This is a genomic window from Halotalea alkalilenta (assembly GCF_001648175.1).
GTDB lineage: Bacteria > Pseudomonadota > Gammaproteobacteria > Pseudomonadales > Halomonadaceae > Halotalea > Halotalea alkalilenta_A.
The window spans coordinates 2796596-2808919 of sequence record NZ_CP015243.1; the positions used below are offsets into that span (position 1 = coordinate 2796596).

Annotated in this window: 8 protein-coding genes; 4 read left to right on the forward strand and 4 right to left on the reverse strand. The window is 63.7% G+C overall.

Annotated elements, in window-relative coordinates; translation table 11 throughout:
- Positions 1-7: 7 nt before the first annotated feature.
- From A5892_RS12515 to A5892_RS12525, 3 genes are read right to left on the reverse strand one after another with little or no spacing between them, the layout of a single operon-like run.
- On the reverse strand, positions 8-1684 hold the full coding sequence (locus A5892_RS12515; protein ID WP_064123085.1) for a hydantoinase B/oxoprolinase family protein: 1677 nt from the start codon (positions 1682-1684) through the stop codon (positions 8-10).
- Positions 1674-3773: a hydantoinase/oxoprolinase family protein gene (locus tag A5892_RS12520; RefSeq protein WP_082890440.1), complete on the reverse strand. Its 2100-nt coding sequence runs from the start codon at positions 3771-3773 to the stop codon at positions 1674-1676. The genes A5892_RS12515 and A5892_RS12520 overlap by 11 nt, the downstream gene beginning before the upstream one ends.
- Positions 3774-3788: 15 nt before the next feature.
- Positions 3789-5291 (reverse strand): aldehyde dehydrogenase, encoded by a 1503-nt coding sequence (locus tag A5892_RS12525; RefSeq protein WP_064123087.1) that lies wholly within the window; start codon positions 5289-5291, stop codon positions 3789-3791.
- 278 nt (positions 5292-5569) lie between these two features.
- Between A5892_RS12525 and A5892_RS12530 the strand changes: the two genes are divergently transcribed.
- Complete coding sequence (locus A5892_RS12530) at positions 5570-7897, forward strand: molybdopterin-dependent oxidoreductase (RefSeq protein ID WP_190295603.1); 2328 nt, start codon at positions 5570-5572, stop codon at positions 7895-7897.
- A 68-nt stretch (positions 7898-7965) separates the two neighbouring features.
- The gene (locus A5892_RS12535; RefSeq protein WP_064123088.1) at positions 7966-8736 is read left to right on the forward strand and encodes an IclR family transcriptional regulator; all 771 of its coding nucleotides are present in this window, start codon (positions 7966-7968) and stop codon (positions 8734-8736) included.
- Positions 8737-8919: 183 nt separating this feature from the next.
- On the opposite strand, the gene A5892_RS12540 is transcribed toward A5892_RS12535, so the two are convergent.
- Positions 8920-9651, reverse strand: a complete 732-nt coding sequence (locus A5892_RS12540; protein ID WP_064123089.1) for an IclR family transcriptional regulator — start codon at positions 9649-9651, stop codon at positions 8920-8922.
- A gap of 289 nt (positions 9652-9940) precedes the next feature.
- On the opposite strand from A5892_RS12540, the gene A5892_RS12545 reads away from it, so the two are divergent.
- Positions 9941-11149 carry an extracellular solute-binding protein gene (locus A5892_RS12545; RefSeq protein ID WP_190295604.1) on the forward strand — a complete coding sequence of 403 codons (1209 nt, stop codon included), beginning with the start codon at positions 9941-9943 and terminating at the stop codon, positions 11147-11149.
- 100 nt (positions 11150-11249) lie between these two features.
- Positions 11250-12320, forward strand: coding sequence for an ABC transporter ATP-binding protein (locus tag A5892_RS12550; protein ID WP_064123090.1), 1071 nt, complete (start codon positions 11250-11252; stop codon positions 12318-12320).
- Positions 12321-12324 lie beyond the last annotated feature (4 nt).

Below are 12324 nucleotides of genomic sequence, written 5' to 3' on the forward strand. Positions count from 1 at the left end.
CTCCTGTTCATTCACTGTCGATACGAACGCCGTAACGGCGCAATGCCGCTTCGGGACTGACGAAACCGTCGCTGACGTCACGATGCACCGCCGCCGGGTCGCGCTCGGCCACCGGGCCGTAGCCACCACCACCGGCGAGGCGCAGGCTGAGCACGTCGCCGCGCTTCAAAGTGCAGGTCTGCTTGGAATGCAGCGCGATCGCCTCGCCATCCGGATTGAGAATCGAGGCGGCCAGGGCGCCGGACTCGGCGCCGAACAGGCCGTAGGGGGCGCGAGCGTGGCGATCGCCCAGCAGTGAAAGCTGAACCTCGCCGGTACGGATCTCGATGTCCTTGCGCAGCCCGCAGCCGCCTCGGAACTTGCCCGCGCCGCCGGAATCCTGGATCAGCTCCAAGCGGTTGATCTTGATCGGGTTGTAGGTTTCGTGAACCTCGACAGGGATGTTGGCGCAGTTGATCACCGGGGCGAGTCCTTCGACACCATCGGCGTAGGCTCTCGCGCCGAAGCCCGCGAACACCAGGTCGTAGTAGATGAAGGAGTGGCCGGTACGCTCGTCGATACCGCCGATGATCGGATTGCTCCAGTGCGAGAAGCCGCCCATCGCCTTGTCCTTCAGCAGCGGCGCCAGCGCACCGTTGATGACTTCGAAAATGCGCACCTGAATCGCCGCGCGCCCGCCGCTGGGCGCCGGGAATACCGGGTTGAAGAACGAGCCCTGGCGGCCGGTGACCGCGACGGGGCGAATCGAGCCATCGTTTTGCGGCATGAACGGATCGGTGAAAGCCCGCACCGCGAACATGGCGTGCGCGCGGGTAAAGTTCTGATAGGCGTTGATCGCCGCCGGCACTTGGTCGCTGCTGCGGGAGAAATCCACCACTACCTCGTCGTCGCCGATGGTCACGTCGACCGCCACGCGAATGAGCTCGCCGCCGATCTGGTAGCTGTCCAGGCAGTCCTCGAAGCTGTAGACCCCATTGGGGATCTCGCGGATCAGGGCGCGCATCTTGGCCTCGGAGCGGTCGAAGATCTCCTCGATGCCGGCAGCGACGCCCTCGACGCCGAACTTCTCGAATATCGCCTGCACCCGCAGGGCGCCTACGTGGTTGGCATTGCGCTGCGCGCTCAGATCACCGCGGACATGCTCGGGCATGCGCACGTTGGCACAGATGAGGCGCATGATCTGCTGATCGAACTCGCCCTCGACGATCACTTTGACCGGCAGGATGCGAATGCCCTCCTGATAGGCCTCGGTGACGCCGATGACCTTCTGCGAACCCGGGGCGGCGCCGCCGACGTCGATCTGGTGCGCGATGTTACAGACGAAACCGATCAATTCGCCGTCGAAGAACACCGGGGAGACCAAAAAGAAGTCCGGAAAGTGGCCGGAGCCCATCGCCGAGTCGTTGAGCAGCACACCGTCGCCGGGCTTGAAGGTCTCCACCGGGTAGTAGTCGATCACCGTACGCACCACGTAAGGCATCGCACCGAGGTGGCCAGGGGTGAAGTTGCCCTGCGCGATCAGGCGGCCTTGGCGATCGAATATGCCGGTGGAAAAGTCATCGGCCTCGCGCACCGCCTGCGAGAACGCGGTCTTGCGTAACGTGCTGCCCATTTCGTCGGTGACCGAGACGAAGCTGCCCCAAAGCAGCGACAGCGCGATCGGATCGAGTGCGCTATGCGCCATGGCCCGCCCCTCCCAGGATGTCGATGACCAGATTGCCGGCATCCGACAGCGCAGCCGTGCTACCAGGCGGCAGCACGGTGGTGGATTCGGCCTCTTCGATGATCGCCGGCCCCTCCACGCGCTGACCGGTACGCAGCGCCGAGCGTCTGAACACCGGGGTGTCGATGTAGCCGCCGGACTCGGGAAAGTAGGCCCTGCGGCTGTGCACGGCGCTTTCAGCGCGAAGCTCAGTGCTAAGCTCGGTGCGAAGCTGCGCCGGGGCGCGCGCGGCCGTGCTGCCGTCACGGGTCACCGTCAGGTGCCAGTCGGTGGCCTCGACGAGCGCATCGCCCTCGTCGTAGCCGTAGGTCCGCCGGTAGGTCGCAGCGAAGTTGTGCCGGGTCGCGGCCAGGTCCGGCGCGCCATCGGCCGAGATCGCCACCGCCACCCGCAGTTCGGAGCCCTGGCCGAGGTAGCGGGCATTGACGAAGTAGCGATGCTCCAGGTCGCCGCGCGCCAGCTTGCGGATATCGTCCACCGCCTGCGCGCGCAGGTTCTCGAGCAGCGCCGCGACCGTCTGCTGGACACCGTCGGCCAGCATCAGCGGCTTGCTCATCGAGTAGTCCAGGCGCGGCTCGGCTACCAGCAGGCCGATCGCCGAACCGACGCCCGCGCCGACCGGTACGATCACCCGCGCAATGCCCACCGCCATCGCCAGACGCACCGCATGCAGCGGGCCGGCGCCGCCGAAGGCGACCATGGTGTACTGGCGTGGGTCACGGCCGCGCTCGACGGATACGATGCGGGTCGCCCGTTCCATGTTGGCATTGGCCAGGGTATGGATGCCCCAGGCCGCCTGCTCGACGCCCACGCCCAATGGCTCGGCGATGTGCCGGCGAATGCCCTCGGCCGCCCCCTGGTCCTGCAGCGCCATGGCGCCACCGTTGAAAAAGCCCGGGTCGAGATAACCCAGGGTCAGGTTGGCGTCGGTCACCGTCGGCAGCTCGCCGCCGTTGCCATAGCAGATCGGCCCAGGGTTGGAGCCCGCGCTTTCAGGCCCGATCTTGAGCATGCCCATGTCGAGATTGGCGATGCTGCCACCGCCGGCTCCTATCTCCAGCAGCTCGATGGCGGAGATGTTCAGCGCCAGCCCGCTGCCGGGCTTGTAGCGCAGCTGATCCACCTCGAAGGTGGAGAGGATCGCCGGTTCGCCGCGCTCGATCGCACCGAGCTTGGCGGTGGTGCCGCCCATGTCGAACGACAGCACATGGTCGGCGTTCTCCTGCTTACCGATCGCCGCGCACATCAGCACACCCGCCGCCGGCCCGGACTCGACGATGTTGATCGGCTTGTCGATCGCCAGCTGCGGGGTGATCAGTCCCCCATTCGACTGGATGATCGTCAGTGGTGCAGCGATCCCGGCATCGCGCAGCTTGGCGCCAAGCTCGTCCACGTAGCGCCGCACGATCGGCTTGATGTAGGCATCCGCCACGGTGGTACTGGTACGTTCGTACTCACGGATACGTGGTGAGATGACCGAGGAGAGCGTTACCGACATCTTCATTCCACGCTCGGCGATCCGGCTCGCGATCGCTTGCTCGTGAACGGGATTGACGTAGGCATGCAGCAGACAGACGGCGACGGAGAGATAACCCGCCGCCTGCAGCGCTTCGAGCGATGCATCGAGCTCGGCGATGTCGAGCGGTTGCTCGACGCTACCGTCGAACAGCACCCGCTCGCTCACTTCATGGATGTCGCGGCGCGCGATCAAAGGCTTCGGCTTGTCGAGGTGCAGGTCGAAGGTCTCGTAGCGCTTCTGCCGGCCGAGCAGCAGCACGTCGCGAAACCCCCGCGTGGTCAGCAGCGCGGTGCGGCTGCCCTTGCGCTCGATGATCGCATTGGTGGCGACGGTGGTCGCATGCAGCACGGCCTCGACCTGGCCCGCCTCGATACCGGCGTCGTCCAGCAGGGTCTTGATCCCCCGCAGCACCGCCTTGGAGGGCTGATGGTGGGTGGACAGCACTTTGGCGAAGCGCCGTTCCCCGGTGTCGGCGTGCTCCAGGACGAAGTCCGTGAAGGTTCCACCGATATCGAAAGTGACTCTGTACATGCCCGGGATACCTGTTCAGCGGCGCACGAAAGGATTGGCGACTTGCAGGTCGCTCGAGATCCATACGCACTTTGTTTCCACGAACTCATGGATGGCCTGGATGCCCGACTCGCGCCCGACGCCGGAGCCTTTGTAGCCGCCGAAAGGCGAGGTGAAACTCGTGGCGCGATAGTTGTTGACCCACACGGTGCCGGCCTTCAGCCGCTCGACCATGTACAGCGTGCGATGCAGGTCTCGGGTCCAGACCCCGGCCGCAAGGCCGTAGGCGGTGTCATTGGCGATACGCAGGGCGTCGTCGGCGTCCTCGAAAGGCATCACCACCAGCACCGGACCGAAGACCTCCTCCTGGGCGATACGCATGTCGTTGCGCACGTGGGTGAAGATGGTCGGTTCGACGAAGCGCCCGGCGCCCAGCTCCGGGCGGGACTTGCCGCCCAGCGCGCAGACCGCGCCCTCCGCCTTGGCGATCTCGATGTAGTCGAGGATCTTGCGAAACTGGCCAGGTGTCGCGATCGGGCCAATCTGGGTGCCCTCGTGGGTCGGATCGCCCAGCACCGCATCGGCGACGAATGCCACCAGGCGCTCGACCAGCTGGTCATGGATCGAGCGCTGCACCAGCAGGCGCGAACCGGCCAGGCAGGTCTGTCCGGAGGCCGCGAAGATGCCCGACACCACCCCCTTGACCGCCTGATCGAGGTCGGCGTCGTCGAAGACGATGTTCGGCGACTTGCCACCCAGCTCGAGGGTGACGGTCTTCAGCTGTTTCGCCGCCAGCTCGTAGATCCGCCGCCCCGCGGCGTCACCGCCGGTGAAGCCGATGTGCGAGACCAGCGGATGGGTCACCAGCGGCTCACCGACCTCTTCACCGAAGCCACAGACGACGTTGACGACCCCTCTGGGAAACCCCGCCAGTTCGAACAGCTTGGCGAACTCGATCATCGACGCCGAGGTGAACTCGGAAGGCTTGATCACCACCGTACAGCCAGCGGCCAGCGCAGGGGCCAGTTTCCAGGTGGTGAGCGACAGCGGCGAGTTCCATGGCGTGATGATTGCAACCACTCCCTTGGACTCGTATCGGGTGTAGGCGAACACCCCTTTCTTGTCGGTGGGAATGACCGAGCTCTCCACCTTGTCCGCCAGGCCGCCGTAGTAGCGGTAGTACTCGGCGGTATAGCGGACTTGGCCGGTCACCTCGGTGGCCAGCTTGCCGTTGTCGCGCATCTCGATCTCGGCGATTCGCGCCGCGTGCTCGACGATCAGGTCAGCCAGATGCATCAGGCACCGTCCCCGCTCGGTGGCGCTCATCGCAGGCCATGCGCCCTCGCTATGGGCACGATGGGCGGCCTGCACGGCGAGCTCGACATCCGCCGCGCCGCCGCGCGCGATTCTTGCCCAGGGCTTGCCATCGAAGGGGTTGTCCGAGCTGAACCAAGCGTCATCCAGTGACGGGCGTTCCTCACCGTCGATGAACAAGCCATAGCGTGGAAGGAGATCGGCAGAGGTCGAGTCACTGGGCATGACGGGGGATTTCCTCATCATCGGCGCCCGCTTCGAGTCATTCGAACCGGGCCACCGTGTTCCAAATATCGAAATGTGTTTTCAAATTAAGAGATGGCGCAGCGAAGCGTCAAGCACTTCCAAGCTACTTTTTCCTCGATTCACGCGGCGCCCGATTACTGTGCAAAAAATGCTGAGTTAGCACATTTTTGGCGCATCGCGTTTTTCCGACGCCTCTTGCTTTGGACTTCATCGCTGGATAACGTGGAACACGATTTCAAATAGAAAGGGGCGGATACATGTCATCCATAAGCTACATGGCGTTTCACTGGGGTCTGTATGAAGTGGAAAACGCCATGACCGACGGGGTGACGGTACGCCCTTTCCACCGCGACCCGGCCCCCTCTCCCATCGGTCTTTACGCAGCGGACCCAGCCTTGTCCCGCGCACGTATCCGCAGGCCGGCGGTCCGCCGGGGCTGGCTCGAGGCCAAGCGAGGCGGCCGCGACGATGGTTTTCGCGGCCAGGACGCTTTCGTCGAAGTGGAATGGGACGAAGCGCTCGATCTGGCCGCCTCCGAGCTCGACCGGGTGCGCGGGAGCTTCGGTAACGAGGCGATCTTCGGTGGCTCCTACGGCTGGTCCAGCGCCGGGCGCTTCCACCACGCGCAGAGCCAGGTCCATCGCTTCCTCAATACGATTGGCGGCTATGTGCGCCACATGGACTCCTACAGCCTCGGCGCGGCGAGGGCGCTGATGCCCTATCTGGTGGCGCCGATGGACCGGCTGATGTCCGAGCACACTGACTGGGCGACCATGGCGGCCCACACCAGGCTGTTTCTGACCTTCGGCGGGGTGCCGGCGAAGAATGCCCAGATCAGCGCCGGTGGAACCTCCGCTCACCGAGTCCCGGGCGGGCTGCGCAGGATGGCGGAGGCCGGCGTGCGGTTCGTCAACGTAAGCCCGGTGCGCAGCGACCTCGACACCGGTGCTGATTTCGAGTGGTGGCCGATAAGGCCGAACACCGACACCGCGCTGATTCTCGGCATGTGCCATACGCTACTGGCCGAGAACCTCTACGATCGCGATTTCCTCAAGCGCTACTGCGTCGGCTTCGAGGTGTTCCGTGACTATCTCGACGGTACCCGGGACGGTGAAGCCAAGACCGCCGACTGGGCCGCGACGATCACTGGACTGCCGGCCGAGGAGATCCGCCAGCTGGCTCGGGATCTCTACGCCACCCGCAGCATGATCAACATGGCTTGGTCGCTGCAGCGCGCGCACCACGGCGAGCAGCCGTTCTGGGCGCTGATCGCACTGGCCTCGATGGTCGGCCAGATCGGCCTGCCCGGGGGCGGCTTCGGCGTCTGCTACGGCGCTGAGAACCTGATGGGCAGCCCGCACCGCAGGATCAAGGGGCCGACGCTCGCCCAGGGCGACAACCCAGTCGGCGGCTTCATTCCGGTGGCGCGTATCGCCGACATGCTGCTGCACCCTGGCGAGACCTTCTCCTACCGGGGTGAAGACCACAGCTATCCAGACATCCGGCTGATCTACTGGGCCGGCGGCAATCCTTTTCACCATCACCAGGATCTCAACCGCCTGATGCGTGCCTGGCAGAAGCCGGAGACCATCATCGTCAACGAGATCTACTGGACTCCGCTGGCCAAGGCCGCCGACATCGTTTTCCCGGCCACCTCGCCGATGGAGCGGGACGACATCTTCCATGCCACCCGCGAACCCTGTGTCGCCGCGATGAAACGGGCCCAGCCGGTATACGGCGAGGCGCGCGACGACTACGCGATCTTCAGCGCCCTGGCCAAGCGCCTGGGAGTCGCGGACGCTTTTTGCGAGGGCCGAAGCGCCAGTCAATGGCTCAGGCACCTTTATGAAAACTGGCGCCAGCAGCTCATCGATGACGACATCGAGCTGCCCGACTTCGATACCTTCTGGGAAACCGGGATCATCGAGTTCCCCCAGACCGGGGAGCCTGTGGTCATGCTCGCCGGGTTCCGTGACGACCCGCAGGCCAACGCGCTCGAGACCCCCTCCGGCAGGATCGAGATATTCAGCCAGCGCATCGCCGGATATGGCTATGCCGACTGCCCCGGCCATCCCTGCTGGCTGCCGCCCCAGGAGTATCTCGGTAGCCCGGTGGCCGAACGCTACCCGCTGCATCTGATCACCGACCAGCCGGCGACCCGCCTGCACAGCCAGCTCGACCACAGTCCCAACAGCCTCGACAGCAAGATCAGCGGGCGCGAACCGATCTGGATCCATCCGGACGACGCCGCCGAACGCGGTATCGTCGACGCCAGCGTGGTGCGCGTGTTCAACGATCGCGGCAGCTGCCTCGCAGGCGCAGTGGTGACGGATGCAATCCGCCGCGGCGTGGCCAAGCTTTCCACCGGCGCCTGGTTCGACCCGACCAAGTGGTCGGCCGACGGGTCATTGGAGAAGCACGGCAATCCCAACGTCCTCACCATCGACCTGCCGGCGTCCGCCTTCTCCCAAGGCTGCAGCGCGCAAAGCTGCCTGGTGCAGATCGAGGCTTTCCTTGCGCCGAAGCCCGGGCTCAGCGCGCACCTTCCTCCCCGAGGGATTGAAAACTTCACCGAACCCCAATAGCCTGCGCGCCTCAATAGCCTGGACGAACACTCGATGCCCATGCTCAAGACAACTGGGATGCAAGGTTCATGGACAAGGTTTTCCTGAAAGGTCTGGCCCTGCTCGAGGCGCTGGCCAATCATGACGAGCCGCGCGGTATCACCGAGCTCGCCAACGAGCTGGGGCTGACCAAGAGCAACGTACACCGTCTACTACAGGCGCTGATTCACTGCGGCTTCGCCTACCAGGACGCAGACAGCCTCCGCTATGCCTGTACCTTCAAGATGTGGCAGCTGGGCACCCAGGTATGGAACCGTACCGACATCAAGCCCATCGCCCGCCCACACTTGGTGGAGCTGAACAGGCTGACCCAGGAGACCGTGCATCTGTCCGTACGCGAAGGCACCGACGTGATCTACGTCGACAAGGTCAACTGCGCGCATCCGATCGGCACCTTCACCCAGATCGGCGGACGCGCGCCGGCATACTGCACCGCTACCGGCAAGGCGCTGCTTTCGACCCTGTCGGATGCGGAGGTCGAGTCCCTCGGCATCCAGTTCCAGCCCCATACCGACAAGACCCTGCTGACCATGGAACAGCTCGAGGCCGAGCTGGCGCGCACCCGCCAGCAGGGCTTTAGCACCAACCGGGGCGAATGGAACCAGGGCGTCGGCGGCGTCGCCGCCCCGGTGTTCAACGCTGCGCAGACCGCCTGCGCGGCGATCGGCATATCGGGCCCACTGGAGCGGCTGACGCCGAAGGTCCGCAAAGCCTATACCCAGTTGGTGCTCGACGCAGCGAGCGCGATCTCCGAGAGCCTGGGCAGAGGGCCACTGAACGGCCCAGCCAGAACGCCTTGATTCGTCCTTCCATCCCGACATCTGAAACATGGATGAGCGAAGCGTATCGAGGGGCACGAACGGGCCAACAAGCCCGTTCGTCCCGAGCGGCGCCCATACGCGCCAAGGCCGAGTATCGGCTTGACAATGAAGGGCGCCTGTCGAGGGATCGAGCGGCATGGCGTTGGTTGGATCCTGATCGTCTCAGCCGTCGAGCAGGTCATAGAACGGGGAGCGCAGCGCCTTGCTCACGTCCCTTGCGCTCTGCACCACCAACGGCTTCATCTGCTCGATTCGCGCCTCGGTGAAGCGGGTACGCGGCCCCGACAGCGCCAGGGCGCCGATCAGCCCCTGGTCCAATGCGAACACCGGCGCGGAAATACCCGCGATCCCTGGCCCCCGCTCGCCCAGGGAAACGATCGGCAGCGCCATCAGGCGGTCGGTGTCGGCGGGCCGGTCGCCGTCCTCTTTCTCGAACTCCTCGAAGACGTGGCCCGCCGCGCCCTTGCTGACCTCCACCGCGTCGCCTTCGGCCACGTGCTCGCGCAAGAGCTGGTCGGTGTCCTCGCGGAACAGGCAGATACGCCGATGCCCCTCGCGCCTGAAGAAGGAGCCGCTTTCTCCCGTCGCCGATACCAGCCGCCTCAACGCCGGGCGGATCAGCTCCTCGAGACCGAGGTTCTGACGATAAGCACAGCTGATGCGAAACGCCTCGGCACCTACGGTGTAGCGCTTGTCGGGCATCATCGCGACGAACCCGGCATCGCGCAGCGATACCAGAAGACGCAGCGCCGAACTCTTCACCAGCCCGCTGCGACTGCTGATCTCGTGCAGGGAAAGAATCGACGTCCGGCTATCGAAAAGCGACAGGATCCGCAGTGCCTTGTCCACCGCCTCGACCCCCTTGGTCTTCAATCTAGGGGTTTCTCCAACCATCTCGTTCACTCCTCAGCGAGGACGGGAAAAAAGCGGCATTTTACCCGCGCTCGTCGCTTGACGTTTCGTATTTGGTCGTAGATCATTCTACTCAATGATATTGCATTTCACACAATGGAACAAACCGGACCAGCTGAACCTGGTCGATACCACCCAGTGAGGATTGAAGCCGCATCGTGAAGACGTCGCGCATCGCCAAGCGACGACTTCGGAGGGCAAAGACAAAAAAGACAAAAGACCAAGACGCATGGCACGAGGTACGCAGCACCACTTAACAAGGAGAATAATCGTGGCCTGTACTGACGAACTCGAATTGCAATGTGACATCCACACGCAGGATGGAAACCCTGGCGAGGCAACCCCTCTCGTCGCCTCCTCGTCGGCGGGATTCACCCGTCGCAACCTGCTCAAGACGGCCGCCGCCGGCACGCTTCTGGCGAGCGCGCCTTTCTATGTGAGAAACGCCTTTTCCTCCTCGGGCGAGCTCAACATCATGTGCTGGTCGGGGGAACTACCCGACGATGTGATGGCGGATTTCACCAAGGCGACCGGCATCCGGGTCAACAGAACACCGTTCTCGTCCAATGAAGAGCTGATCAACAAATTGCAGGCGACCTTCGGCGAAGGTTTCGACCTGGTCATGCCCTCGTTCAATCGCGCACCGGAGTTTAAGTTTCTCGAGCTGCTGGCGCCTTTCGATACCAATCGCCTGAACATGGAGGCTTTCCTGCCCTCCATGCTGGAAGCCTCGACTGAGCTCTGGACCTGGGAAGGAGAGCTTTATCACCTCCCCCATCTGTGGGGTTCCGAAGGCCTGTCCTGGCGCAGCGACAAACTAGAGCTCAGCTATGAAGAGGCAAGCTACGGGTTGCTCTGGGATCCGCGCTTCGACCGACAGGTCCAGATGCGCCCGGTCTCCGGTTTGCTGGGGCTTGGGCTATGGCTCGATGCGACCGGGAAACTGCCGACCAATCGAATGCTCGACAGCTACAAAGACGAAGCGACGATGCGCAAGATCTACGACGAGCTGCTGGCCTACGCCGTAGCGCACAAATCGCAGATCAAGCAGTTCTGGGATTCGAGCGACAACGCTAAATCCGGCTATATCGAAAACGGCTGCGTGATTGGTCAGACCTGGGACGGTCCGGCACTGGACCTGGCCAAGTCCAACCAACCAGTCAAATTCATTGCCCCTCAGGAAGGCGCACTGGCGTGGATCGATGGCTTCTCATTGACCAGCGCTGCGAGAAACATCGAAGAGATCTACGCCTTCTTCGACTACATCACCCAATCCGAAGTCGCCGGAAAAATCGCCACGGGCTCCAGCTACAACTCAAGCATCAAGGGTGCAGAGGCCTACGTCCCCGAAACCGACAGGGCGCTATTCTCCCTATCCTATCCCGCGAATGCATTGGAAAAACTCTGGCGCTATCCATCAAGCCCCGCTTGGTTCATTTCGGCTAGAAATGAATACGCAGAGAAATTCAAGGTAGCTTGACGGCACAGGATTGCCCCGCGATTGATTCGTGCGGGGCGCTTTCCGACGCGCCTGATCATTCTCGAGTTATCGATATGCCTTTTGCATAAAGGGATACGCTATGACTATTGCAGTCGAGTTGGAAAAAGTCAGCATCCAGTTCGGAAGCTTCACCGCCGTCGATGAAACCGATCTCGAGATTCAGGAGGGAGAGTTCTTCAGCTTCCTCGGCCCTTCCGGCTGTGGCAAGACCACCCTGCTACGTACGATTTCCGGTTTCACTCATCCGACTAGGGGGAAGGTTCGCATCGGCGGGATCGATATGGCCGGCATCGGCCCCAACAAGCGCCCCACCGCACTCATTTTTCAGAATCTGGCGCTGTTTCCGATGATGTCGGTGGCGGAAAACGTCGGCTACGGCCTACGCGTGCGCGGCGTGGCGCGCGGCGTGCGTGATGAAAAGGTCGCCAGGCTGCTCGACCAGGTGGCGCTGACGCCACACGCCGACAAGAAGATCAACGAGCTGTCGGGTGGTCAGAAGCAGCGTGTAGCGATCGCCCGGGCGCTGGCGGTGGAGCCCAAGGTCCTGCTGCTCGACGAGCCGCTCTCGGCGCTGGATCTCAAGTTGCGCCAGCACATGAGACGGGAGCTTCGGGAGATCCAGCAGCGCGTGGGTATCACCTTCATCTATATCACCCACGACCAGGGCGAAGCCTTGACCATGTCCGACCGTGTCGCGGTGATGAACGCAGGACGCATCGAGCAGGTCGGCGATGGACGCAGCATCTATGCCCAGCCCAAAACCTCCTTCGTCGCCTCCTTCGTCGGTGAGAACAACGCCATCCCCGGCACCATCCTTGCGACCGAGGGCGAACTCGCGACACTCGACACCCCGCTCGGCATCTTGACCGGGCGCAATCCCACCCGGCTCGGCGCGGGCGGGGAAGCGACGCTGTTCATTCGCCCGGAGCTGCTGCGCCTTAGCGATGGCACGCCGAGCGGGTGCACGATTCCCACTCGGGTCGGCAACGCAGCCTACGAGGGCTCGATGACCCATCTGCAGCTCGATGCGGCCGCAGGCACCCGGATCATGGCCTCGGTCATCGCCGCGCATGCATCCGCTCATCCGCAGGTCGGCCAGCCCTTGAACGCGGGTTTCGACCCCTACCACGCCGTCGTGCTGGCCGGTTGAGGAG

Excerpts from the sequence above, each read along its gene's own strand:
- A5892_RS12515 (WP_064123085.1), bottom strand. The coding sequence starts at position 1,684 with ATGGCGCATAGCGCACTCGATCCGATCGCGCTGTCGCTGCTTTGGGGC.
- A5892_RS12520 (WP_082890440.1), bottom strand. The coding sequence starts at position 3,773 with ATGTACAGAGTCACTTTCGATATCGGTGGAACCTTCACGGACTTCGTC.
- A5892_RS12525 (WP_064123087.1), bottom strand. The coding sequence starts at position 5,291 with ATGCCCAGTGACTCGACCTCTGCCGATCTCCTTCCACGCTATGGCTTG.
- A5892_RS12530 (WP_190295603.1), top strand. The coding sequence starts at position 5,570 with ATGTCATCCATAAGCTACATGGCGTTTCACTGGGGTCTGTATGAAGTG.
- A5892_RS12535 (WP_064123088.1), top strand. The coding sequence starts at position 7,966 with ATGGACAAGGTTTTCCTGAAAGGTCTGGCCCTGCTCGAGGCGCTGGCC.
- A5892_RS12540 (WP_064123089.1), bottom strand. The coding sequence starts at position 9,651 with ATGGTTGGAGAAACCCCTAGATTGAAGACCAAGGGGGTCGAGGCGGTG.
- A5892_RS12550 (WP_064123090.1), top strand. The coding sequence starts at position 11,250 with ATGACTATTGCAGTCGAGTTGGAAAAAGTCAGCATCCAGTTCGGAAGC.